The organism is Streptomyces sp. NBC_00669 (assembly GCF_036226785.1).
GTDB lineage: Bacteria > Actinomycetota > Actinomycetes > Streptomycetales > Streptomycetaceae > Actinacidiphila.
In genome coordinates, this window is record NZ_CP109018.1 from 222,787 (window position 1) to 246,393 (window position 23,607).

The following is a 23,607-nucleotide window of genomic DNA, read 5'->3' on the forward strand; positions in this document are numbered from 1 at the left end:
GGCCCCGTGGCACACAGCGCCCTGCCGCGCCGTACCGCCGGGTCGGCGCGGTCCCGGCGCGGCCGGCTGGGATGCTGGCGGCCGGACCGCCCGCGACGGGGCGGCGGGAGAGGAAGGCGGTGCGGCCCGTGCGGGCTGTGGTGTTCGAGGAGTTCGGGCGGCTCGCCGAGGTCCGGGAGGTGGCCGACCCCGAACCGCCGCCGGGCGGTGCGGTGGTGCGCGTGGCGGCGACCGGGCTGTGCCGCAGCGACTGGCACGCGTGGCAGGGCCACGACGACTCGGTGACGCTGCCGCACGTGCCGGGCCACGAGTTCGCCGGCGAGGTGGTCGCGGTCGGCGCCGGGGTGCGGGGCGTGCGCGCCGGGGCGCGGGTGACGGCGCCGTTCGTCCACGCGTGCGGCCGGTGCGCGGCCTGCGCGCGCGGCGACCAGCAGGTGTGCGAGCGGCAGGAGCAGCCCGGCTTCACCTACTGGGGCTCGTACGCGGACCTGGTGGTGGTGCGGCGCGCGGAGGTGAACCTCGTGGAGTTGCCGGAGGGGTTGCCGTACACCACCGCGGCGGCGCTCGGCTGCCGGTTCGCGACCGCGTACCGGGCGGTGGTGGCGCAGGGCCGGGTGCGGCCGGGCGAGTGGGTGGCCGTGCACGGCTGCGGCGGGTTGGGGCTGTCGGCGGTGATGGTGGCGGTGGCGGGCGGGGCGCGGGTGGTGGCGGTCGACCCGTCGCCGGAGGCGCTGTGGCTGGCCGGGTCGATCGGTGCGGCGGTGTGCCTGGCGCCCGAGCCGACCGCGGACGCCACCGCGGCCGCGGTCCGGGAGGTGACCGGCGGCGGCGCGCACGTGTCGCTGGACGCGCTCGGTTCCGCGGTGACGTGTGCCGCCTCGGTGGCCGGGCTGCGGGCCCGCGGCCGCCATGTGCAGGTGGGGCTGCTGGCGGCGGGCGCCGTGGAGGTGCCGATGGGCCGGGTGCTCGCCTTGGAGCTGGAGTTGCTGGGCAGCCACGGGATGGCCGCGCACGCCTACCCGGAGATGCTGCGGCAGGTGTCGGCGGGGGTGCTGCGGCCCGACCTGCTGGTCCGCTCGGAGATCGGGCTGCCGGAGGCGCCCGGGGCGCTGGCGGCGATGAGCGACGGTTCGCCCACGGGCATGACGGTGATCCTCCCCGGGGGAACCGGCGACGGCGCCACCGGCTGAACCGGGACCGGCGCCGCGGGCCCGATTCCCTTGCCCCGCACGGCGTGCCGGTACCGTACGATCCCCCGCATGGGTGACGTGATCAAGGGCGTACGGCTGCTCGTCGACGGCCAGCGGTGGGTGCTGCGGCACCGCCGTGACTGGCGGTTCGGCATGATCCCGGCGCTGATCACGCTGGTCGGGTACGTCGTCGCGCTGGTCGCACTCGTGCTGTGGGCCGGGGACCTGGTGGACTGGGCGACGCCGTTCGCCGACCACTGGGCGTCGCCGTGGTCCGGCGCGTTCCGCGGGGTGCTGACCGCGATGCTCTTCGGGGGCGGCCTGCTGCTGTCGGTGATCTCCTTCACCGCGGTGACGCTGCTGGTCGGCGACCCCTTCTACGAGGCGCTGTCGGCGCGCGTGGAGCGCAGCGAGGGCGACTGCCCCGAGGCTCCCGAGCGGCCGCTGTGGCGCGAGGTGTGGGTCGCCGTGCGCGACGGTGTCCGAGTGCTGCTGTGGGCGGTGGGCTTCGGGGTCGTGCTGTTCGCGGCCGGGTTCATCCCGGTGGCCGGGCAGACGGCGGTGCCGGCGGTCGGCTTCTGCGTCTCCGGCTTCTTCCTCGCCCTGGAGCTGTGCACGGTGGCGTGCGAGCGGCGCGATGTCGATCTCACCGCGCGCACGCGCCTGCTGCGGCGCCGTCTGCCGCTGGTGCTCGGCTTCGGGGTGCCGCTGGCGGTGGTCTTCCTGGTGCCGTTCGTCGCGGTGGTCCTGATGCCCGGCGCGGTGGCGGGGGCGACGCTCCTGGTCCGCGAACTCCTCCCGCCGCCCCCGCGCCCCGAGCCCGAACCGCACCTGGAGCCCGAACCCGGCCGGCTCGGCACCGCGCCCCCGCACGAGCCCTGGCCGTACCCGACCGAACGGTCCGGCGGCGCGGGCGGAAGTGCCGGCGGAAGTGCCGGCGGAGGCGCGGGGGCGTAACCCGCCCAAAAGGCTCGCGCCGCACGCGGTCCGGTGTCGGCCGGACCGTCGACAGGGGCCCGCCCGGCAGGGGTGTCGACGCCTGGCAGGGCGTTCCCGCCGCGAGCCCTGCCGCCGGGCACAGCGGCCGGGCTCTCGGCGGCGCTACGTCACCCGCTGGAGCGCGACCATCGCGATGTCGTCGCCGAGCCCGGACGCGGAGTACCGCAGCAGGTCGGCGCGGATGTCCTCCAGCAGCGCCTCGGGGGTGTCGCGGGTCCAGTCGGCCAGGCGGTCCGCGAGGGGGTAGAAGGCGCCGTCGGCGTCGCGGGCCTCGATGACGCCGTCGGTGTAGAGCAGCAGGATGTCGCCGAGCGCCAGGTCGTGGGCGTCGATGTGCTGGTCGGGCCGGGCCAGGTCGCCCAGCCCGAGCGGCAGGTCGGGCAACTCGGGGAAGAGCTGGTGCACGGTGCCGCCGCGGATGAGCAGCGGCGGCGGGTGCCCGCAGTTCGCGATCCGCAGGCCGGAGCCGTCCGCGGCGATGTCGACGACGACCGCGGTGACGAACCGCTCCAGGTAGTCGGACTCGCCGGGCAGGTGCGGCCGGGTGTCCGGTGCGCACAGGTCGGTGTCGTCCTCCAGGTCGATCAGGTCGGCGCGCAGCCCCCGGTCGAGGAAACCGGGCAGCGCCGGCAGCGAGACGCGGGCGCGTACCGACCGGCGGAACGCGCTCAGCAGCAGGCCCGCGACCTCGACGGCGGCCAGGCCCTTGCCCTGCACGTCGCCGACGAGCACCCGGGTGCCGCCGCGGTCGCTCACCCCCGCCGCGTACAGGTCGCCGCCGATCGCCGCCTCCTCGTCGGCGGCGAGGTACATCGAGGAGATCGTCACCGGGCCGAGCCGGTCCGGCAACGGGCGCAGCACGGCCCGCTGGCTGACCTCCGCGACCTTTCTGGCCTGGGCCAGCTGGCGCTCGCGGCGCTGGCGGGTCCGGGCGGCGAGCACGGAGGCGACGCCGACGAGGAGGACGGTCGCCATCACCACGGGGAAGTTGGCGGTGGTGATGGCCGCGTTGTCGTCGGAGGCCCAGGTGATCCCGCCGATCGTCAGGACGGCGATCACCAGGACCGCCACCGGGCCGAGGAACACCGCGGAGAGCGCCGGCACGGCGACCATCAAGCCGGCCAGCCGGATGGCGCGACCCCCCGCGAGGTCGACAGCGAGCAGGAGCACCAGCGCTGCCACCGCCAGGGCGAACAGGATCGGTGGCGACTTGAGCGACCGCCAACCGACCGGCTGCCCGTCGGCGCCGCTCGATTCCATGTCACCAACCTAACTCCGGGGCCCGCGCACTTCTCGTCCGAACAGCGTCGATACGGCCTGGCCCTTCCCTCCGGGAAACGGTTCGAGCCGTCCTCCGGCCCCCGCTCGGGCCCGCCCCGGCCCCCTGCCGGGCGCCGCCCTGACCGTTCAGGGGCACCCGATGTCACCGGGCGGTGAGGACCAGGAGGGCCTGGTCGTCGTCCGTGGGGACGCCCGCGGTGTGCTGGGTGACGGCGCTGATCACGCTGCCGAGGACCTCGTGCGCGGCGACCGGCCGGCCGCGGGCCAGCGCGCGGGTGATGCCGGCCTCGCCGAACTGCCGCCCGGTCGAGTCGCGGGACTCGGTGATGCCGTCGGTGCTCAGCACCAGGGACTCGCCGGTGTGCAGCCGCAGCGTGGCCGCCTCGGGCACGGCCTCGGCGAACGCGCCGAGCAGCATCCCCTCGCTGCTGACGGTCGCGGGCAGGCGCCCGGGCCGGTGGTGCACCGGCATGAGGTGCCCGGCCCTGACCAGGTCGATGTCGAGCCGGTCGCCGCGCGGCAGCAGATGGCCGTAGACGAGGGTGACGAAGTCGCCGCCGGTGCCGGGGACCCGTTCGAGCAGCGCGGTGTTGATCGCGCCGGCCACGGCGACGGGGTCGGCGAGCAGCGGGGCGACGGCGCGCGCGGTGTGCCGGACGAGCGCGGTGATGGTGGCGGCCGGCGCGCCGCGCCCGCACACGTCGCCGATCATGAAGGCCCAGCGGTCGCCGGGCAGCGGGAACACGTCGTAGAAGTCGCCGCCGATGTCGAGGCCCTCGCCGGCCGGACGGTAGTACGCCGCCAGTTCGCCGCCGGGCAGTTCGGGCATGTCGGCCAGCAGCAGGCCGGCCTGGAGGTCGTGCGCGAGCCGGGCCCGGTCGTGGTACTGGCGGGCGTTGCGGGCGACGGTGGAGGCGCGGTGGGCCAGTTCCTCGGCGAGGGCGACCCGGCGCCAGTCGAGCGGGTGGTCGCCGGTGGTGAGCAGGGTCAGGGTGCCGTAGCCGCTGCCGCGCTCGCGCAGCGGGATGCGTACGTGGCCGGTGACGTCGAGCGCGTCCCAGGGGCCGGGGGTGTCGGGGGCGCCGCGGGCGATCCGGGTGGTGTCGGGGGCGCCGGGCAGGTCGGCGCCGTCGACGTGCGCGGCGAGCAGTTGCTGCTGGCGCGGCTCCTCGGCGTGCGCGGCGACCCTGCGCATCCGCCCGTCGGAGACCGCGTCGATCACGCACACCGGGGCGAGGTCGGGCACGCACAGCCGGGCGAGGTGCTGGAGGGTCTGTTCGTAGTCCAGGTCGTGGCCGAGCGCGGTGCCGGCCTCCAGCAGGAACGCCAGGTCCTCCCGGGCGGCCTTCTCCTTGGCCTCGGCGACGGCTCTGGCCTCCTCGGCGCGGTGTCGCTCGACGGCGAGGGCGGCGATCCGGGCGAAGGCGGCGCTGAGCGCGCGGTCGGATGCCCGCGGCGCGCGCGGGGCGCGGTGGTACATCGCGAAGGTGCCCAGCAGCCGGCCACCGGCGGAGAAGATCGGGGTGGACCAGCACGCGGCGAGCCCGGCGCGGGCGGCCAGGTCGCGGTAGCCCTCCCACGAGGGGTCGGTGGCGATCTCGGTGACGACGACGGGCCGGCGCCGGTGCGCGGCGGTGCCGCACGAGCCCATGCCCTCCCCGGTGGCGAGGCCGTCGATGGCCTCGTTGTAGAAGTCCGGCAGGCTGGGCGCGGCGCCGTGCCGCAGGTGCAGGCCGTCGGGGTCGGCGAGCAGCACGGAGGCGATCACCCCGGGCGACAGCTCCTCGATGACCCGGGTCATGCCCTCCAGGACCTCGCTCACCGGCGCGTGCCGGGCGATCTGCTCCAGCAGCGCGCGCTGCTCGGCGGCGAGCGCCTGGGCGTGCTTGACCGGGGTGATGTCGACGCCGAGCAGCCGCACCCCGCGGACCTGCCCGGAGCTCGCGTGGCGGGGCTCGACGGTGAGGTCGAAGTACGCCTCGTGGCGGTGGCCGCCGATGTCGAGACGGAGCAGGATGTCCTGGCCGGAGTAGGGGCGGCCGGTGCGGTAGACCTCGTCCAGGAGTGCGGTCAGGGCCTGGTCGGCGAGCTCGGGCACGCTGTCGGCGAGCGGGCGGCCGAGGGCGGCGGCGTCGGTGCCGAGCACGTCGTGGAAGGCGGGGTTGGCGCCGCGCAGGGTGTGGTCGGGGCCGTCGAACTGTGCGAACACGGCGGTGGAGCGGCCGAACGGGCTGTCCGGCTCGGGGTCGCCGCCGTCCAGGGCGCCGTGAGCGGTCATCGTCCTCGGCTCCCCTCGCTGAGGTGCACACGCCGAAACCACACGCTGCACTTCACTGTCCCATAGTTGGCGAATGATGGTAAATGCCAGGTTTGTGCACGCCGGTGAAATTCGGCGGCGCCGGCCGGGCCGGTGCTGTTACGGTCGAGGCATGAAGGTCACGCCACGCACCACCTCCGCGACCGCGCGAGCGACCAGCTCGCCGGTTGCCGCCGCCTGACCTCACCCCACTCCCCCGGCGACCGGAAACGGTCCGCCGGGTGCGCGTGGCTCGCGCTCTTTCCCGCTCGCAGCCCTCCGGCGGCCGCTTTCCGCTCGCCCGCCCCGGAAAGGCTCCCGCCATGGACAGCGAGCAGACCGTCCGTACCTTCCTCGACTTCTTCCGTGACCGCGGCCACCATGTGCTGCCCGGCGCCTCGCTGGTGCGGCCGCCCGGCGACCCGGTGCTGTTCACCACCTCGGGCATGCACCCGCTCACCCCGTATCTCACCGGCCGCCCGCACCCGGCCGGGGTGCGCCTCGCCGACGTGCAGCGCTGCCTGCGCACCACCGACCTGGACGAGGTCGGCGACGCCACCCACCTGACCGCCTTCCAGATGCTCGGCTCCTGGTCCCTGGGCGACTACGACAGCGCCCGCAGCATCGCCTGGGCCCACGAGCTGCTGGTCGACGGCTACGGCATCCCGCCCGCCCGGCTGCACGCCACCGTCTTCGGCGGCGACACCGGCCACCTCGGCGACGGGCTCGGTCCGGACACCGGGGCTGAGCGCGCCTGGGGCGAGCTGGGGGTGCCGGTGGAGCGCCTCGGCCCGGACAACTGGTGGACCAACGGCCCGACCGGCCCGTGCGGTCCCGACTCGGAGATCTTCGTCTGGACCGGCGACGGCGAACCGGCCGGCACCCCCGGCACCGATCCGCGCTGGGTGGAGATCTGGAACCACGTCTCGATGCGCTGGCAGCGCGAGGGCGACGGCACCCTGCGTCCGCTGCCGCGCGGCAGCGTGGACACCGGCATGGGCCTGGAACGCCTGGTGACGATCCTTCAGGGCAAGCCGTCGGTCTACCACTCGGACGTCTTCGACGCCTGGCGCGAGGTGCTGCCCGGACTGTGGCCCGGTGACCTGGCCACGCACCGGGTCGTCGCCGACCACCTGCGCTCGGCCGCCGTGCTGGTGGCCGACGGGGTACGGCCGGCCGCCACCGGGCACGGGTACGTCCTGCGGCGGCTGGTCCGCCGGGTGCTGACGCTGCTGTGGCGCGACGACCCGGAGCGTACCCTCGGCGACCTGCCGCCGGAGCCGGTCGAGGTCGCGCTGCGCCACTTCGGCCTGCGCCCGCAGGGCCCGCAGCATGGCTCGCAGCAGGGCCCCAGGGTGCGCGAGGTGCTGCTCGCCGAGGAGCGGCGGTTCGCCTCCCAGCTGGAGCGGGGCCGGCGGGTGCTGTCCCAGCGCCGCTTCGCCGGGCCGCTCGGCGAGGACGACTACGCCTACCTGCACGACACGCACGGGCTGCCCCGCGACCTGGTCACGTCCCTGCGTGCCGAGCCCGGGCGGTAGGCGGGGCGGGCGCCAGGCGGCCGGCCGGCCGGCCCCCGAACGTCACCGGCGGTCGGCCCCCGAACGTAAGGCGCCCCCGCCGCGGGTGTTCCGCTGCGGGGGCGCCGTACGCCTGTATGGGTCAGGCGGAAGGCCGTACAGATGAGCGCGGGTGGCTCACTGGAGGGTCTTGACGGTGCCGGACTCGGTGATGACGACCTTCGCGCTGGGGGTGCCGCTGCGCGAGCCCTTGCCCTCGATCTGCTTGACCAGGTCCTGGCCCTCGACGACCTCACCGAACACGACGTGCTTGCCGTCCAGCCACGACGTCACCACGGTGGTGACGAAGAACTGCGAGCCGTTGCTGTTCGGGCCGGCGTTGGCCATGGACAGCAGAAACGGGCGGTCGTGGCGGAGCTGGAAGTTCTCGTCCTCGAACTTGTTGCCGTAGATGCTCTTGCCGCCGCGGCCGTCACCGCTGGTGAAGTCGCCGCCCTGGAGCATGAACTCCGGGATGACACGGTGGAAGGCGGAGCCCGCGTATCCGAAGCCCTGCTCGCCGGTGGCCAGCTCACGGAAGTTGCGGGCGGTCTTCGGCACGACGTCGTCGAACAGGCGGAAGACGATCCGCCCGGCGGGCGCACCGTCGATGGAGATGTCGAAGTAGACGTTGTCCTTGTTGTCCATGGGCTCCATCCTGACATCTCCGCCGCGCGCCCCGGCACAGGGGGCGGCCCGGGCGCCCGCTTTCCGTCCCCTTTCGGACGATCACGTCCGGTCTCCCGTCGCTGGCGGGACCTGCCGCCGTGCCACAAGGTGGAGCGGAACGGTCCTCCCAGGAGCGGGTGAGGAGAGCTGATGGCGGTCACGGCCCACAGCGGCGGGCGATCGAAGAACCTCGTGCTGGCCGCGATGATCTTCGCCGTCGCGATGACCTTCATCGACCAGACGATCGTGTCGATCGCCGTCCCGGAGATCCAGAACGAGCTGAAGCTGTCCAGCACCGGTGTGCAGTGGGCGGTCAACGCCTACCTGCTGTCGCTGGCGGCGTTCTTCGCCTACGGCGGGCGGCTCGCCGACACCCTCGGGCACCGGCGGGTGGTGGTGATGGGTGTGCTGGTCTTCGCCACCTCGTCGCTGCTGTGCGGGCTCACCCCGAAGGGCGCCGTGGCGCAGACCTGGATCGTGGCGTTCCGGGCGGTGCAGGGCTTCGGCGGCGCGCTGATGTTCCCGGCGGCGCTGGGCATCGTGGTGCAGACGTTCGCGCTGCGCGAGCGCGGGAAGGCGCTGGCGCTGTTCTTCGGCATCGCGGGCGGGCTGACGGCGGTCGGCCCGATCCTCGGCGGCTGGCTGACCGAGTGGACCTGGCGGTCCATCTTCTGGGTGAACATCCCGGTCGCGGTGATCGCGCTGGTGCTGATCTCGCTGTCGAAGCCGGTCACCGAGCACCGACCCGCCCCGATGGACTACCGCGGGCTGGCGCTGATCGTGACCGGTATCGGGCTGAGCGTCTTCGGTTTCCAGCAGTCCCAGATCTGGCACTGGTCCAACCCGGGCATCTGGGTGTGCATCGTGGTCGGAGTGGCGCTGCTGGTGGTCTTCCACCGGCTGGAGCTGCGCACCTCCTCCCCGCTGATCCAGGTACGGATCTTCGCCAACCGGGCCTTCGCGGTGGAGAACCTGGTGCTCGGCATCGCGATGCTGGTGTTCATCCCGTACTTCTTCTTCGCCAGCGAGTACGCGCAGATCTCGCTCGGCAAGTCCGCGTCCGGCGCCGGGCTGTACCTGCTCTACTTCTTCATCGGCTTCGTGATCGCCTCGCAGTTCGGCGGGCGGATGCTGGACCGCGGCGGCGCCAAGCGCCCGGTGGTGCTGGGCTGCGCGCTGTGCGCGGTGGGCTTCTACCTGCTCGCGGGCAAGGTCACCGACCTCGATTTCGGCAACCAGGAGTGGTATATCGTGATCGCCGGCGCCGGGATGGGCCTCATGCTCACCCCGGCGAGCACCGACGCGGTGAACCGGGCCTCCCGGCTGTCCTACGGCGAGGCCACCGGCATCACCCAGACCGTGCGGAACTACTCCGCGAGCCTGGGCCTGGCGGTGCTCGGCACGATCTCGGTGGCCCGCTTCGAGTCCCATCTGCGTTCCTCGCTGGTGGGCCAGGGGGTGCCCGCCGCGCAGGCGAACTCCGAGGCGCACCACCTCTCCCAGGCCCACCGCTCCACCCAGGGCAACTCGACCATCCCGCACTTCGTCCGCCTCGACTTCGCGTACTCCACCAGGACGGTCTTCTACGTGATGGCCGGGGTCATGGCCGCGGCGGCGCTCGCGGCGTGGCTGGGGCTCCAGCGCGGCGTCCAGGAGGTCGACGAGGGCGAGGCCGCCGACACGCCCCCGGACGGCGGGGGCTCGGACGGCGATACGGCTCCGGGCCGTACGACACCGGGCCGCGGTGCCCCGGACGGCAGCGCCTCGGGCGGCGGCTCCTCGGGCGGTACGGCGCGGGGGCCGCGCGAGCCGGGTGCCGAGAAGGACGGGCCGGGGTCGCCGTGAGCGGAGGAACCGCCGGGCGGGTGCCCTGCCGCGGTCAGCGGGTGATGTCGCCCGGGGTGCGCCCCGGTTCCCACACCGCGCAGTCGTGCGCGAACAGCACCCGGCGCGGGTCGAAGTCGGCGAGCCGGTCCAGCCAGGGGCGATAGCCGGGCAACGGCGCTTCCACACCGTCGAGTCCGGCCTGCCGGGCCAGGTGGTCGGCGGTGAAGTCCGTGGCGAAGTCGTGGGCCTGGCCGGCCAGGATCACGGTGCCGTCGCGGCGCTGGACCACCAGGGACTGGTGCCCCTCGGTGTGGCCGGGGGTCGGCACGATCCGCACCCCGGGCCAGATCTCGGCCTCGCCGGTGAACTCCTCGTAGCGGGCGCCGGGGAAGTCGACCAGCTCGCCGAAGGTGTAGCCCTCCTGGCGGGCGGCGGCCAGCTCCGTCCGCTGCACGAGGACCGGGGTGCCGCCCAGCAGCCGGTTGCCGCCGCAGTGGTCGAAGTGCAGGTGGCAGTTGGCGACCAGCGCGATGTCCGCGAGGCGGACCCCCGCGTCCGCGAGCGCGTCCGCCAACTCCCGCCGCCGGGGCCGGTAGTGGGCCTCGGTCTCGGGGTCGGCGGCACCGATACCGGTGTCGAACAGCAGCAGCCCCGCCTCGTGCCGGACCAGGTACGCGAGCACGGGTTCGACCCGCGGCTGCGTGCCGCCGGTCTCGACGGCGGGCCGGACGATGTAGCCGAGGTCGAGGCGGCGGACCGCCGTGTCGTCGCTCATCGGACCATGATGGCGCGCGCCGCCGGCGCACCCGGACTCGTCCGCGAACAGCGAACACGGCGCGCCGGATGCCCTCTGCCGGATGCCGCGTCATGCGTACCGCGCGCCGCGCGCCGCGTACCGGATGTCCGAGGCCGCGGATCGCGGGCGGTGTCGGACTGTCCTGTTCGCGGCATGGATTGGCGGGTCGCAGGCAGCAGGACGGCGGGGGGCCGGTCTACCGTCGGGGTATGCCGATGAACGCAGCGCACCGGAGACTGTGCAGTTCGCGGAAGTGGGCCCGGACCACCGAGGAGCACATCCTGCCCTGGGCCCTGGAGGACGTCGAGTTGGGCACCGACGTGCTGGAGCTGGGGCCCGGCTACGGGGCCAACCTGCGGGTGCTGGTGGAGCGCGTGCCCCGCCTGACGGCGGTCGAGATCGACGACTCCACCGCGCGGCTGCTGGAGCGGGACTACGGCGAGCGGGCGCGGATCGTGCACGCCGACGCGTCGGAGTTGCCGCTGCCGGACCGGGCGTTCTCGGCGGTGGTCTGCTTCACGATGCTGCACCACGTGCCGACCCCGGCGGTCCAGGACCGGATCTTCGCCGAGGCCCTCCGGGTGCTGCGGCCCGGCGGGGTGTTCGCCGGCAGCGACAGCCAACTCGGCCTGCGCTTCCGGCTGTTGCACATCGGCGACACCATGAACACGCTGGTCCCCGACCGGCTGCCGGCCCGGCTCGCCGCCGCCGGGTTCACCGACGTGGAGGTGCGGCAGGACGCCCGCGGCAGCCGGGTCCGCTTCCGCGCCCGCCGGCCGGGAGGACCCGCTTGACGCCGGCCGGGCATCGGTAGCGCTCGCGCGCGGCGAAGTCGGCCGGGCTCCACACGGCGGGCAGCCCGGCCTCGGCGCAGAGGTGGAGGACCCGGCCGTCATCGGTCCCGACGCCGAGGCGGGCGCCGTACGCGTCGGCCACGGCGTTGAAGAGGAGCAGGTCGAGGGGGCGGGCGACCGGGACCCGCACGGGTGGTCCGTACGCCGTCCCACAGCTCGGCGGAGCGCAGCGCGGGCGGGGCCGACGTGGCCGCGCACCGCGTAGGCGAAAAGCCGGCAGTCGGCGCCCGCGGCGAAGCCGGGCCGGTCGGCCGCGGCCGCCGGCCCCGGGAAGCGGGCGCCGACGCAGGGGACGCGCCAGAAGACGGCCGGCAGCCGGGACAGCAGCGGTTCCACGGCGGGTCGCCGCCTCGCTCGTGCCAGACCCCGAAGGGGCCGCCACGCGACCGGGTTCAGGACAGGGACGTGCGCAGCGCGGTGACGCGCTGGACCGCCGCGTCGAAGTCGGCGGCCGGGAGCTGGCCGCTGGTGTAGGCGGCGGCGAGGGCCTGCGCGGCGGCGTCGCCCTGGGAGGTGGCGCGGGCCGAGCACAGCAGCAGGTCCATGCCGGCGCCGGCCGCGAGGACGGCGCGCTGCGCGGTGCTGTAGGAGGAGCTGATCGCGCCGGCCTCCAGGGCGTCGGTGACCGTCACGCCGGTGTAGCCGAGCCGGCCGCGCAGTTCCTGCTGCACGACGGTGGCGGACAGGCCGGCCGGCGCGGACGCGTCGAGCGCGGGGTAGACGGCCCAGGAGACCATGACCAGTTGGACGCCCGCGGCGATCGCCGCCTGGTACGGGGCTTCGTCGACGCTCCGCAGCTTCGACAGGCTCTGGGTGAGCGTGACCGGCCCCGCGTCGGTGTCCTGCGAGGCGGTGGCGGCACCGAGGCCGGGGAAGTGCTTGGCGGTCGCGGCGACCCCGGTGCCCTGCTGGGCGGTGATGAACGCCTGGCCGAGGCTGGAGACGGTGCTCGGGGCGTTGCTGAAGGAGCGCTGGTACTCGTCGATGAAGTTGCCCGCCGTGTAGTAGACGTCGAGCACGGGGGCGAGGTTGACGTTCATCCCGACGCCGCCGAGGTTCTGGCCGGCGCCGGTGCCGGCCTGGGCGGCAGCGGTCTGCGGCTGCGACGCCTCGCCGACCTGCTTCTCCGACAGCGTGGGCGCGCCGGGCAGCCGGCGCACCTCGCCGCCCTCCTGGTCGGTCATCAGCAGCAGCGGCGCTCGCACCGGGCTGGACGCGTTGGCCTGCACCAACTGCTTGATCACCGAGGTGATCTGGCTCTCGCTGGAGATGTTCTCGCCGAAGAAGATGACACCGGCCGCCTCGCCCGCGCTGATCGTCGTCAACAGCGCGGAGGGCACGGTGAGCCCGGGGTAGGAGTAGATGACCCGCTGGCCCGCGGTCTGGCGGGCGGTCAGCGCGGCGGGTCCGGTACGGGGCCGCTCGGCGGCCGAGGCGCGCGCGGCGGTGACGGAGGCCGCGACGGCGCCCGCGGCGGTCAGGACCGTACGGCGGCGGACGGGCCGGCTGCGTGGTGCGTCCATGGGGGGCCTCTTCCCGTGCGTGAAGGGGTGGACGTTGTCGCGTGGACGTTATTGCCGCGTCCATGACATGCCTCGGACCGTACGCCCCGCCCACCACGCGGTGGAAGGGGCGCCGTCCACCGCCAATGGCCTACGCCACAGGCGCCGGTCCGGAGCTGCGGCGACGCCCGCGGCCGGGGCGAAACCTTCACCGCGCCACCGCGGCCGGCGCAGCCGCGCCGGCGATGGGCCCGGCAGCCAAATGGCACTGGATCGGTACGGGTCCCGGCCGGCCGAGGCGGTCAGCCGAGCCGCGGGTCCGCCATCAGCACCACGCGGCCGCGGGATCGAACCCGAGCACCGGGTTCGCGCGGTCGCCCTCGGCCGTCATGACCACCGGCTTGCCCAGCCTGCGGCCCACGGCGGCGATGAACGCGCACAGGACGTCCACGCCTTCCTGGCCCCGCAGTTCGCGAAGGTCGACGTCGAAGTCGGCGTCCTCGGCCGACATCGGGCGGAAGACCACCAGCACCTCGGGGACCGGCCGGACCCGCAGATCGACGGTCTCCGCGTCGGCGGGCCGCGACAGCACTTCGGCGGCGGACGGCAGCGGCCCGACCACGCCACCCGCGGAGTACTCCCACGCCCATCCGCTCGACCGGACCAGGTCGAACACCGCCTGCCAGTCCCCGTCCGAGGCGCCCGCCACGCTCACATCCGGCAGAGCCCCCATCAGGTCGGGGTCGAAGAGGTTCCTGACGTCGTCCCACAGCAGGGTCGTCCCACAGCAGGTCCGGCATCCCGTCATGTTGCCCGCCCGCGCCACCCGGCCGCACTCCGGTTCTCCGGGCGAACCCCCTGGAGGCCCCCGCCCGCAGCCCGCGCCCCCGCCGGTCCGGCGGCACACCCCTGCGGCGACGCGCCGGGCGCCGACGGCTCGTCAAACAGGAAGATTTGCGCCCATTACCGGTGTTCGGCCGCCCTGACTTCCGCTCGATTGGCCGTGGACCGACAATCTTTGCGTTCGCCGGGCCATAATGTGCCCGGGTTCGCCGGCTGCGGCGGGCTCCGGCTCCTGCTGCGCGGCAGCTCGTCAACTCGGCGACGGCCGAGGGCGGTTCGGAGCCGTACACCCCGCATGGCGCACCACCGCACCGTTCCCGTACGACAGGCCGCGACGGCCGGGACGGCCGGGCCGCCCCGGTCCGGCGCGCCGGCGGCAGGACCGGCCGGAGGACCCATGGCCCAGTTCGTCACCCGCCCACCTCACCCACGTCACCCAAGCCGCCCAAGCCGCCCAAGCCGCCCAAGCCGCCTGCGGCTCCCGGCCCGGGCGCCGGCCGTACTCGTGGCGACCGCCGTCTGCGCCGCGCTGCTGGCGGCCGGCGGCACACCGGCGAGCGCCGCACCCGAGCGCCCGGCGACCGGTTCCCGGTCGTCCTGGTTGCCGACCACCCCCGACCAGTGGCCGCTGGTGGTCGACGAGAAGACGACCACGCCGCGCACCCTGACCCACGGCGTCAGCAACTACTCCGACACGCTGCAGACCGTGGGCGGGGCGCAGCGCGCGCAGGTCCTCGACGTGTCCCTGACCGACCGGAACGTGAAGCTCGGCGTCGTGGAGTCGCACGACCGCCTCACCGACCCGGCCGACGAGGTGCCCTCCTCGATGGCGCACCGCACCGGCGCGGTCGCGGGGATCAACGGCGACTTCTTCGAGATCAACGCCAGCGGGCGGCCCGAGGGCATGGTGGTGCGCGACGGGCGGCTGCTGAAGAGCCCCGAGCCGAGCCGGCCGGCGGACTTCGTGGTGCACCGCGACGGGACCATCGGCATCGGCACCGAGACGTACACCGGCACCCTGACGGACGTGACGAACGCGGCGAGCACCACGCTGACCGGCGTCAACGCGGTGGACGACCTCGGCGCGGGCGCGCTGCTGCGGGTCACCGCCGACCTGGGGCCGACCTCCATCGCGGCGGCCACGGTGGTCACCGGGCACGTGGGCGCCGACGGGGCCGCGCTGACCGTGGACTCGGTGCGCACTGGCGTCACCGACCTGCCGCAACTGGCCGACGGCCAGGAGGACCTGGTCGGCTCGGCCGGGTACGGCGACTGGCTGGCCGCACACGTGCACGCCGGCGACCAGGTCTCCACCACCGACCACCTGGGGCCGGACAGCGACGTCGTCCAGGCGCTCAGCGGCGGCGCGATCCTGGTCAAGGACGGGCAGCGCGCGGTGCCGTTGCAGGGCGGCGGCGACAACAACATCGACAACCCGGTGACCGCGGTCGGCGTGACCAAGGACGGCAGGCACGCGGTCTTCGCTGCCTTCGACGGCCACCAGGCCGAGGGCGTCGCGCAGGGGCTGACCCGGCCGCAGCTGGCGGGCTGGATGCTGGAGCACGGCGCGTACGACGCGATCCTGTTCGACGGCGGCGGCTCGACCCAGATGGTGGGCCGGCTGCCGGGGCAGACCCAGGCGTCGGTGCTCAACACGCCGTCGGACGGGCACGAACGGCCGGTCGCCAACGGCCTGTTCCTCTACAGCCGGCAGGCGGCGCCCGGCGCCGCGACCCGCGCGGTGGCGAACGACGGCAAGCCGCTGACCGCGCTGGCCGGCACCTCGGTCGACGTGCCGGCCTACGCCCTGGACCGGGCGGACAACCCGGCGGCGGACCCGGTCACGCTGAGCGTCAGCCCGCCGGGGCTCGCCGCGGTGCACGGCACCACGCTGACCTTCGCCGGCCGGCCCGGCCACGGCACCCTGCACGTCCGGTCCGGCCACGCGTCCGCCACCGTCCCGCTGTGGGTGGTGACCGGGGTGCGCACGCTCACCGCCACCCCCTCGCAGGCCGATCTCGGCAACGGCGCGACCCAGGCGCTTTCGGTGACCGCGACCGCGAGCGGCGGCGCCACGGTCAGCCTGCCGCCGTCCGCAGTGAAGTGGTCCGTGGACAAGCCGGAGTTGGGAACGGTCGCCGCCGACGGCACGTTCACCGCCGCGGCCACCGGCACCGGCATGGTCACGGTGACGGCCGCCGCGGGCGGCGCCAAGGCCACCGTGTCGCTGGCCGTCGGCTCCACCACGGTCCCGGTGGACCCGCTGACGGACCTGTCGAAGTGGTCGGTGACCAGCGACTACATGAACGTCTACCCGCGCAAGGTGCCCAGTCCTGGCCCGCACTCCACCACCAACGGCAGCATCGCGCCGGACCCGTCGACCACGGCCAGATCCGGGGACACCGGCTCGATGGACGTGCACTACACCTACCCGAACCAGACCGGCACCTACGACCTGAGCGTCTACCTCAACGACCCGGACAGCGAGCAGATCCCGCTGCTGGGCGGCGACCAGGCGCCGATCGGGCTCGGCGTGTGGGTGAAGGGCAACGCCGACCTCGCCTCGCGGCCGGGCGACGGGCTCGCGCCGGGCATCGTGACCCTCAACGTCGGCATCTGGCAGGCCGGTAACCAGCCGACCAGCTTCTACCCGACCGGCATCACCTTCGACGGCTGGCAGTACGTCGTCGCGAAACTGCCGGCGGGCCTGCAGTACCCGCTGCGGATCAACTACCTGGGCCTGGTGACCATCAAGCCGGGCCCCGACCTCACCGGCGACATCCACCTCGCGGACCTGGAGGCGCTGTACTCGCCGCGCCCGCCCCAGCCCGCGACGTACACCGCGATCCCGAAGAACCCGTCCTGGCTCCGGTTCACCGACGCGTCCTCCTTCCGGCCCGGCGGCACCACCGTCGCCGCGTTCGACGACGCGCACACCACGGCGGCCACGCCGGGCGCGACCGGCACGGTTGCCCTGAAGTCGCTGCCCGGCGTGTTCGGCGCACTGCCGCCCGCCGCCCGCCCGCAACAGGTGCAGGCGCTCGGCGACATGTCCGACAACGGGACGACCGGTGACCTGACGAACCTGCGCACCCTGATGGACGGCCTCGGCGTGCCGTACCGGGACGCGGTCGGCAACCACGAGATCACCCAGGGCGCCGCCCCGGAGAACGGCGACTTCACCAGCGTCTTCGGGCCGACGCACTACGCCTACGACGCGGGCGCGGCGCGGATGATCGTGACCGACAGCGGGCACATCGGCATCACCGCGTCGGACGCCTTCCAGGTGCCGGACGAGGGCGAGTCGCAGTACCTGTGGCTGGCCGGGCAGCTCAGCGCGAACACCAGGAAGGTCGCGGTCGTGATCACCCACACGCCCGCGTACGACCCGCATCCGCGCGCGGACAGCCAGTTCACCGACCGGTGGGAGGCGCGGATGTACGAGGCGCTGGTGCAGCGGTACCAGCGCACCCATCCCGGGGTGCACGTGCTCATGATGTTCGGGCACGCGCGCGGCTTCGCCGAGGACCTGCGCGAGCCGGACGGCACCGACGCGCCCGGCGGCATCCCGAACTTCGTGGTCGCCGACCTGGGCACGCCGCCGTACGCCACCCCCGACCAGGGCGGGTTCTTCAACTACGGCCTGTTCCACATCCTGCCCGACGGCACCGTGCAGTTCGCGGTGCAGCCGCTGCTCGCCTCGGTCGCGGTGACCGCGCCCGCGCCGTCGCTGGCGCGCGGCGGGAAGGAGCGGTTGACGGCGACCGGCACGTCCATCGCGGGCGACGACCTGACGGCACTTCAGGTACCGGTGCGGGACCCGGTCTCCCGCCGCTGGACCAGCTCCGACCCGCGCGTCGCGACCGTCGACGCGGCCACCGGCGAGGTGACCGGACGGGCTCCGGGTACGGCGCGGATCAGCGTCACGGCGGGCGGGGTGACCGGGACGGCGACGGTCACGGTGCCGGCCGGGTGAGCTGACGGGTCGGGCGGCCGGCCGGTCCGGCCGAGCCGGGCGGGCAGCGCGAGGCAGCGCGAGGGCCCGTCCCGCACTCCCTCGCCCGGGGGGCGCGGGGCGGGCCCTGAGCCGTCGTCAGGGCCGGCGCGGGTCCGAGGGCGCGGCGAATTCGGGAGCGCCACACCGGCGCGGTCGCCGCGGCACCGTCACTTCGGCTCGGGCCGGGGCGCGTTGGGCGGGCCGACCGAGCCGCGCGGCTGGGCGACCGGCGGCAGCACCCGGCGCCGGCTGCGCCGGCCCGAGGTGATCGCCTTGACCGTGCGCTCCACCACGAGGTCCACCAGGAGTTCCACCGGCCACCGGTAGGTGGACAGCGGCGGTGTCAGCAGGCGGGACAGCGGGTGGTCGTCGTAGCCGACCACGGAGACGTCGCCGGGCACCTCCATGCCCAGCTCGCGGGCGCCCGCGTACACGCCGTACGCCATCGAGTCGGCCATGCACAGGAACGCGGTCGGCGGGTCCTGCCCGGTGAGCACCGCGCGGGCGATCGCGGCGGCGCCGTCCAGGTCGTGCGGCGAGCGGTGCAGCGTGACGTGCAGGCCGAGCCGGCGGGCCACCTGCTCGGCGACCGTCTCGGCGGGGCGGTCCGGCGTGGTCATGCCGCCGGGCGTCATGACCGCGATCCTGCGGTGGCCGGCGGCGGCCAGGCCGTGCAGCGCGTCGGTGATCCCGGCCTCGTTGTCGAAGACGACCTCGGCGTGGGCCGCGCCGCCCGGCAGCCCGTCGCCGATGGAGATCAGCACGGTCCGCTCGGCGACCGCGGCCCAGTGCGCGGCGGCGGGGTCCACCGGCAGCACGATGAGCGCGTCCACCCGCTGGTCGGCGAGTTGGGAGGCGAGGGTGGCCTCCAGGACCGGGTCGTTGGAGGCGTCCACGATCAGCGCGTGCCGGCCGTCGCCGAGCAGCCGCCGGCCGAGCGCGGCGGCCGTGGCCTGCTGCCACACGTCGGTGAGGGAGCGGCAGAGCACGCCGATATAGCCGGTGCGGCCGGAGGCGAGGGCGCGGGCGATGGGGTCGGCCTGGTAGCCGAGCCGTTCGGCCGCCTCGCGCACCCGCTGCTGCGTCTCCGGGGGCACCTGCATCCCGCGCAGCGCGTAGGACACCGTGGCGGTGGAGAGCCCGGTCTCCTCGGCGAGATCGCGCTGGGTGACCCTCGCTGGTCGTTGCGGCACGGGGACAGTGTAGGGGCGCCCTTGACGGCGGCCGGGTTTAAGCGCTTCACTGAAGCGCTTAACTGAAGCGCATCAGTACACGTGAGGAGGGTATGTCCGACTACGGTCACATCGCCGACGGCACCACCGCCCCCGCTGTCCCCACCGATGTCCACCAGCACCTGTGGCCCGCCGCTCTCATCGAGCGGTTGCGCGCCCGCACCCGGCCGCCGCGGCTCGACGGCTGGACCCTGCATCTGGCCGGTGAGCCGCCCTACGAGGTGCGGCCCGAGGACCACGACCCGGCGCTGCGCGCACGCCTCGACCCGGATCTGCGCCGCATCGCCGTATCCCTGTCCAGCCCGCTGGGCATCGAACTGCTGCCGCCCGACGAGGCGGCGCCGCTGCTGGACGCCTGGCACGCGGGCGTGCTCGCGCTGCCGGCACCGTTCGAGGGCTGGGCGTCGGCCCAACTGACCTCGCCGGAACCGGAGTCGCTGGCCCTGCTCCTGAACTCCGGTGCGGCGCCCCGCGGTCTGGTCGGCCTCCAGGTCCCGGCGGTCGCGATGGCCACCCCGCAGGCGCTGGAACGGCTGGCGCCGGTGCTCGCGGTGGCCGAGGCGGCGGGCAGACCCGTGCTGGTCCACCCGGGCCCGCAGCCGCCGTCGGCCGAGCGGTTGCCCGCCTGGTGGCCGGCCGTGGTCGGCTACACCGGCCAGCTCCAGGCGGCGTGGTGGGCCTGGCAGACCGCCGGGCGCGCCCTGCTGCCGCGGCTGCGGATCTGCTTCGCCGCGGCGGCCGGGCTCGCCCCGGTCCACCACGAGCGGGCGGCCATGCGCGGCGGCGGCCCGTTGCGGCTCGACCCGGGCGTGTTCGTGGACACCTCCTCCTACGGCCGGCAGGCGCTGGACGCCGTGGTGCGCGTGCTGGGCGTCGACGCCCTCGTGCTGGGCAGCGACCGCCCGTACGCGACCCCGACCGACCCCCATCTGGGCGCGGCGGCGCGGTTCGCCGTCCGCGTCGGCAATCCGCTCCACCTACTCGAAGGGATCAGCCCGTGACCGCTCCGCCGTCGTCCCTGCCGCCCGAGGACCACGACACCGCTCCGGTGCAGCGCGCCGAGCCCTGGCTCGGCGTGCCGTCCTCCCTCAGCCTCGACGCGCTGCCCGGACGCGACCTCGACAAGCGCGAACTGCTCGAACTCGCCTGCTCCGTCGCCGCGGACCCCTCGCTCTGGCGCCGCCACGTGCTCTTCGCCGACGACCGCCGCCACTACGTCTCGCTGCACCGCGACGCCCACGTGGACGTCTGGGTACTGTGCTGGACGCCGAGCAACGACACCGGCTGGCACGACCACGACATATCCTCCGGCGCGGTCGCCGTGACCCAGGGCACCCTGGTCGAGCACAACCTCGCGGTGGGCATGCCGAGCCTGGCCACCCCCGTCCCGGCCGGCCAGGTCTACTGCTTCGGCCCGGACCACATCCACCGCCTCACCGGCCGGGACGCCGGAAGCGTGTCGATCCACGCGTACTCGCCGCCGCTGTGGCGGATGGGCCAGTACGCCGTCAGCCGCACCGGAATCCTGCGGCGCACGTCGGTGTCGTACGCGGACGAGCTGCGCCCGCTGGACGACATCGTCTGACGGCAGGCCGGTCAGTCCGGGTCCCGGCCCGCCCGCAGGGTCTCGCGCAGCACCTCCCACGCGTCGGCCACCGGGCCCATGTGCCCGAGCTTGTCGGGGTTGATCACGGCACGGATCGTCCGGACCCGCCGCTCGACGATCTCCAGCACGAGGATGTTGACCACCTTGCCGTCGCGGTCGCGCAGGACCGCGCCCGGCTGCCCGTTCACCTCCTGCCGCCGCATCGCACCGCCGATCCGGGCGAACGGCGGCAGGAGAGAGGCGAGCAGCCGGCCCACCTTCTCCGCGCCGAAGAACTCCGGCGCCCACTGCGGTGCCTTGCCGCCGCCGTCGCCGACCATCCGGACGTCGGCGGCCAGCAGTTCCCGAAGGCCGTCGAGGTCGCCTTCGCGCAGCGCGTCGAAGAAGCGGGCGGCGAGTTCCTCGCGCTCCTTGCGGTCGGCCTCGAACCGGGGCCGACCGTCGTCCATGTGACCGCGCGCCCGCACCGCGAGCTGGCGGCACGCCGCCTCCGACCGGCCCACGGCCGAGGCGATCTCCGGGAAGTCGAAGGCGAACACCTCCCGCAGCACGAACACCGCGCGCTCCAGCGGGCTGAGCCGCTCCAGCAGCAACAGGGCCGCCATCGACACCGAGTCGGCCAGCTCCGCCGAGCGCTCCGGGTCCTGGTACGGGTCGGCGAGCAGCGGCTCGGGGAACCACGGCCCGACGTACTCCTCCCGCCGGACGCGGGCCGAGCGCAGCACGTCGATCGCCACCCGGGTGACCACGGCCGACAGGAACGACCGGACCGACGCGGGCCGGGTCGGGGAGAGTTCGTAGCGCAGCCAGGTCTCCTGCACCGCGTCCTCGGCCTCGCTCACGCTGCCGGTGATCCGGTAGGCGATCGAGAAGAGCAGCGGCCGCAGTTCCTCGAAGTCCTCCGCCCGCGTCACGCCGTCGACTCCGCGAAGCCCTGCCGCCACGACGGATGCTCCGGCTGCCAGCCCAGCTCCCGCTTGGCCTTGGCGTTGGAGAAGCCGCGCCCCTCGGTCATCATCGCCACCACCACCTCACCGGCCAGCAACCGGGCCAGCCAGACGGGAATCCGCAGCGGCTTCTTCGCTCCCGCGCACGCCGCCAGGTGCGGCAACCACTCGGCGGCCGGGGCCGGTTCGTCGTCGACGATGTTGAACACGCCCGCCGCCTTCTGCTCCACGGCCAGCACGGTGGCGCTCGCCGCGTCGTCCAGGTGCACCCACGAGGCGTAGCCGCCGCCCGAGCCGACCAGCGGGAACTGCCGCTTGCGCACCAGCTCGATCTGGTCGTCGGTGGCCCCCGGCCCGTAGAACGCGCCGTACCGCAGGACCGCGCCGCCGGCCGCGCCGACCGCGGTCTCGACATGGCGCAGCGCCGCCATCGACGTGTGCGCCGCGGTCCCCTCGTACAGGTCCAACGGGTCGGCCTCGGTCTTGACCCAGCCGCCCTCGCGAAGGCCGTTCCAGTTGGCGTAGCCCTGGGCGACCACGTGGGAGACGCCGTTCGCCTCGGCGGCCTCCAGCAGGTGGTCGGTCCCCGCGGTGCGCAGCCGGATGGTGGGCAGCGCCCACCGGTCGAAGTGCTTCAGGTCGGCCTTGCCGGCGTGCGCCAGGGAGATCCCGGTCATCTGGTGCACGATCACGTCCGGCCGGGCGGCCGCCACCGCCCGGCCGACCGAGGCCGCGTCCAGGCCGTCCATGACGACACCCGTCGCGCCCAGCCGCTCCAGCGCCTCCACCTTGGCCGCGCTCGTGGTCGTGGCCGTCACCTCATGACCGCGGTCCACCAGTCGCGGCACCAGCCGCCGCCCCAGCACCCCGGTCCCACCCGCCACGAACACCCGCATGACGATCACCCGTTCCTTCCGTCGGCCGACTCTCACCCCTCATGACGAGACAGCCCCCGCGCCTGTGACATCAGGGACGTGGCCGGGGTGGGGCGCCCGTGGGGTGGCGGGGTCCGGGGTCGGCGAGGACGGCGGGGCGGACCGCGTGCGGGCCGAAGCGGTGGCGGGCGCGGTCCGCGGCCTGTTCGGCGGCTCGGGCGCGGTGGTCGGCGGCGTCGAGGGAGAGCTGGTGGTGGGCGTCGGTGGCGGGGCGGAGCCGGTCGGCGCGCAGGGTGTAGCCGCGGACGCGGGCGCGTTGCAGGCCGAGGGAGTGCAGGAGGATCAGGGCGGCGGTGGCGAGGTCGGGGGTGTGGGCGGTGGGTTCGGGCAGGGTGCGGGTCCGGGTGGTGGTGGAGCGGTCGGCGTAGCGGAGGGTGAGGGTGAGGTGGTCGGTGGTGTGGGCGGCGTCGCGCAGGCTGGTGCCGAGTTCTTCGGTGAGGCGGAGGACGGCGCGGCGGTGCTGGTCGGGGTCGAGGGTGTCGTGTTCGGCGAGGTGGTGGGCGGTCAGGTGCAGGGCTGCGGGTCGGGGGGTGACGGGGCGGGGGTCATGGCCGTGGGCGCGTTCGGCGAGCAGGCGGGCGGGGGCGGCGCCGAGGAGGCGTTGGAGGGTGGCGGGGGGCAGGTCGGCGACGTCACCGATGGTGGTGAGGCCGTAGCGGTGCAGGGTGTCGGCGGTGGCGCGGCCGATGCCGGGCAGGGCGGTGACCGGGTGGGGGTGCAGCCAGGTGGTGATGCCCTGGGGGTCGTGGGGGACGCGGGTGGTGTGTCCGGGTGGGCCGGCGGCCGCGGCCATGGCGGCGAGCATGCGGTTGGGGGCGAGCCCGGCGCTGGTCCGGACGCCGAAGAGGCCCGCCAGCCGCATGGCGATCATGTGGACCATGTCGTCGGCGGTCTTGTCGAAGTAGCGCAGGGCTCCGGTGATGTCGAGCTGGGCGGCGTCGGGCGGGAAGGGCTGGAGGCGCGGGGTGATGCCGGCCAGGGCGTCGAGGATCTCGGCGTACTGGTCGTCGGTGAGGGTGGCGTGCAGGTGCAGGTGGACGATGTACGTGGGGCGGGGCGGTGTCGTCATCGGGCGCC

General features: G+C 74.7%; 18 protein-coding genes. 8 read left to right on the forward strand and 10 right to left on the reverse strand.

What is annotated here, in order from left to right; translation table 11 throughout:
* Window positions 1-128 precede the first annotated feature (128 nt).
* Together OG896_RS00915 and OG896_RS00920 are read left to right on the forward strand one after the other, a co-directional pair.
* Window positions 129-1,190, forward strand: a complete 1,062-nt coding sequence (locus OG896_RS00915; RefSeq protein WP_329361412.1) for a zinc-dependent alcohol dehydrogenase family protein — start codon at window positions 129-131, stop codon at window positions 1,188-1,190.
* Window positions 1,191-1,259: 69 nt separating this feature from the next.
* A complete protein-coding gene (locus tag OG896_RS00920; protein WP_329361414.1) occupies window positions 1,260-2,147 on the forward strand; it encodes an EI24 domain-containing protein in 888 nt (295 codons plus the stop codon).
* 144 nt (window positions 2,148-2,291) lie between these two features.
* On the opposite strand, the gene OG896_RS00925 is transcribed toward OG896_RS00920, so the two are convergent.
* Entirely contained in the window at window positions 2,292-3,449 is a 1,158-nt protein-coding gene (locus OG896_RS00925) for a PP2C family protein-serine/threonine phosphatase (protein WP_329361416.1), read from the reverse strand.
* A 163-nt stretch (window positions 3,450-3,612) separates the two neighbouring features.
* A complete protein-coding gene (locus OG896_RS00930) occupies window positions 3,613-5,748 on the reverse strand; it encodes a SpoIIE family protein phosphatase (protein WP_329361418.1) in 2,136 nt (711 codons plus the stop codon).
* Window positions 5,749-6,089: 341 nt separating this feature from the next.
* Between OG896_RS00930 and OG896_RS00935 the strand changes: the two genes are divergently transcribed.
* On the forward strand, window positions 6,090-7,304 hold the full coding sequence (locus OG896_RS00935; RefSeq protein ID WP_329361421.1) for an alanine--tRNA ligase-related protein: 1,215 nt from the start codon (window positions 6,090-6,092) through the stop codon (window positions 7,302-7,304).
* A gap of 156 nt (window positions 7,305-7,460) precedes the next feature.
* Here OG896_RS00935 and OG896_RS00940 read toward each other — a convergent pair whose 3' ends face one another.
* Window positions 7,461-7,970: a peptidylprolyl isomerase gene (locus tag OG896_RS00940; RefSeq protein WP_328473349.1), complete on the reverse strand. Its 510-nt coding sequence runs from the start codon at window positions 7,968-7,970 to the stop codon at window positions 7,461-7,463.
* A 171-nt stretch (window positions 7,971-8,141) separates the two neighbouring features.
* On the opposite strand from OG896_RS00940, the gene OG896_RS00945 reads away from it, so the two are divergent.
* Entirely contained in the window at window positions 8,142-9,836 is a 1,695-nt protein-coding gene (locus OG896_RS00945) for an MFS transporter (RefSeq protein ID WP_329361425.1), read from the forward strand.
* Between the two features lie 34 nt (window positions 9,837-9,870).
* Here the strand turns inward: OG896_RS00945 and OG896_RS00950 are convergent, their stop codons facing one another.
* Window positions 9,871-10,593: an N-acyl homoserine lactonase family protein gene (locus OG896_RS00950; RefSeq protein WP_329361427.1), complete on the reverse strand. Its 723-nt coding sequence runs from the start codon at window positions 10,591-10,593 to the stop codon at window positions 9,871-9,873.
* Window positions 10,594-10,823: 230 nt separating this feature from the next.
* Between OG896_RS00950 and OG896_RS00955 the strand changes: the two genes are divergently transcribed.
* Window positions 10,824-11,408 (forward strand): class I SAM-dependent methyltransferase, encoded by a 585-nt coding sequence (locus OG896_RS00955; RefSeq protein WP_329361429.1) that lies wholly within the window; start codon window positions 10,824-10,826, stop codon window positions 11,406-11,408.
* Between the two features lie 452 nt (window positions 11,409-11,860).
* Here the strand turns inward: OG896_RS00955 and OG896_RS00960 are convergent, their stop codons facing one another.
* Complete coding sequence (locus OG896_RS00960; RefSeq protein WP_329361431.1) at window positions 11,861-12,991, reverse strand: glycoside hydrolase family 3 N-terminal domain-containing protein; 1,131 nt, start codon at window positions 12,989-12,991, stop codon at window positions 11,861-11,863.
* Between the two features lie 304 nt (window positions 12,992-13,295).
* Window positions 13,296-13,778, reverse strand: coding sequence for a hypothetical protein (locus tag OG896_RS00965; protein WP_329361433.1), 483 nt, complete (start codon window positions 13,776-13,778; stop codon window positions 13,296-13,298).
* A gap of 540 nt (window positions 13,779-14,318) precedes the next feature.
* Between OG896_RS00965 and OG896_RS00970 the strand changes: the two genes are divergently transcribed.
* Window positions 14,319-17,789, forward strand: coding sequence for a phosphodiester glycosidase family protein (locus OG896_RS00970; protein WP_329361435.1), 3,471 nt, complete (start codon window positions 14,319-14,321; stop codon window positions 17,787-17,789).
* A 188-nt stretch (window positions 17,790-17,977) separates the two neighbouring features.
* Here the strand turns inward: OG896_RS00970 and OG896_RS00975 are convergent, their stop codons facing one another.
* Window positions 17,978-19,003: a LacI family DNA-binding transcriptional regulator gene (locus tag OG896_RS00975; protein WP_329361438.1), complete on the reverse strand. Its 1,026-nt coding sequence runs from the start codon at window positions 19,001-19,003 to the stop codon at window positions 17,978-17,980.
* A gap of 92 nt (window positions 19,004-19,095) precedes the next feature.
* Between OG896_RS00975 and OG896_RS00980 the strand changes: the two genes are divergently transcribed.
* Both OG896_RS00980 and OG896_RS00985 read left to right on the forward strand, forming a co-directional pair.
* Window positions 19,096-20,043, forward strand: coding sequence for an amidohydrolase family protein (locus OG896_RS00980; RefSeq protein ID WP_329361440.1), 948 nt, complete (start codon window positions 19,096-19,098; stop codon window positions 20,041-20,043).
* On the forward strand, window positions 20,040-20,627 hold the full coding sequence (locus tag OG896_RS00985; protein ID WP_329361442.1) for a cysteine dioxygenase: 588 nt from the start codon (window positions 20,040-20,042) through the stop codon (window positions 20,625-20,627). Before OG896_RS00980 ends, OG896_RS00985 begins: the two co-directional genes overlap by 4 nt.
* An 11-nt stretch (window positions 20,628-20,638) precedes the next feature.
* Here the strand turns inward: OG896_RS00985 and OG896_RS00990 are convergent, their stop codons facing one another.
* From OG896_RS00990 to OG896_RS01000, 3 genes are all read right to left on the reverse strand, one after another.
* Window positions 20,639-21,562: an RNA polymerase sigma-70 factor gene (locus OG896_RS00990; protein ID WP_329361444.1), complete on the reverse strand. Its 924-nt coding sequence runs from the start codon at window positions 21,560-21,562 to the stop codon at window positions 20,639-20,641.
* On the reverse strand, window positions 21,559-22,491 hold the full coding sequence (locus tag OG896_RS00995; RefSeq protein WP_329361446.1) for an NAD-dependent epimerase/dehydratase family protein: 933 nt from the start codon (window positions 22,489-22,491) through the stop codon (window positions 21,559-21,561). The genes OG896_RS00990 and OG896_RS00995 overlap by 4 nt, the downstream gene beginning before the upstream one ends.
* 70 nt (window positions 22,492-22,561) lie before the next feature.
* Complete coding sequence (locus OG896_RS01000; protein ID WP_329361447.1) at window positions 22,562-23,599, reverse strand: DNA polymerase Y family protein; 1,038 nt, start codon at window positions 23,597-23,599, stop codon at window positions 22,562-22,564.
* Window positions 23,600-23,607: the final 8 nt, after the last annotated feature.

Bases quoted from the DNA above. Each gene is read 5' to 3' on its own strand.
- OG896_RS00920 (WP_329361414.1), top strand. From the start codon at position 1,260: ATGGGTGACGTGATCAAGGGCGTACGGCTGCTCGTCGACGGCCAGCGG.
- OG896_RS00925 (WP_329361416.1), bottom strand. From the start codon at position 3,449: ATGGAATCGAGCGGCGCCGACGGGCAGCCGGTCGGTTGGCGGTCGCTC.
- OG896_RS00930 (WP_329361418.1), bottom strand. From the start codon at position 5,748: ATGACCGCTCACGGCGCCCTGGACGGCGGCGACCCCGAGCCGGACAGC.
- OG896_RS00935 (WP_329361421.1), top strand. From the start codon at position 6,090: ATGGACAGCGAGCAGACCGTCCGTACCTTCCTCGACTTCTTCCGTGAC.
- OG896_RS00940 (WP_328473349.1), bottom strand. From the start codon at position 7,970: ATGGACAACAAGGACAACGTCTACTTCGACATCTCCATCGACGGTGCG.
- OG896_RS00945 (WP_329361425.1), top strand. From the start codon at position 8,142: ATGGCGGTCACGGCCCACAGCGGCGGGCGATCGAAGAACCTCGTGCTG.
- OG896_RS00950 (WP_329361427.1), bottom strand. From the start codon at position 10,593: ATGAGCGACGACACGGCGGTCCGCCGCCTCGACCTCGGCTACATCGTC.
- OG896_RS00955 (WP_329361429.1), top strand. From the start codon at position 10,824: ATGCCGATGAACGCAGCGCACCGGAGACTGTGCAGTTCGCGGAAGTGG.
- OG896_RS00960 (WP_329361431.1), bottom strand. From the start codon at position 12,991: ATGGACGCACCACGCAGCCGGCCCGTCCGCCGCCGTACGGTCCTGACC.
- OG896_RS00965 (WP_329361433.1), bottom strand. From the start codon at position 13,778: ATGACGGGATGCCGGACCTGCTGTGGGACGACCCTGCTGTGGGACGAC.
- OG896_RS00980 (WP_329361440.1), top strand. From the start codon at position 19,096: ATGTCCGACTACGGTCACATCGCCGACGGCACCACCGCCCCCGCTGTC.
- OG896_RS00995 (WP_329361446.1), bottom strand. From the start codon at position 22,491: ATGCGGGTGTTCGTGGCGGGTGGGACCGGGGTGCTGGGGCGGCGGCTG.
- OG896_RS01000 (WP_329361447.1), bottom strand. From the start codon at position 23,599: ATGACGACACCGCCCCGCCCCACGTACATCGTCCACCTGCACCTGCAC.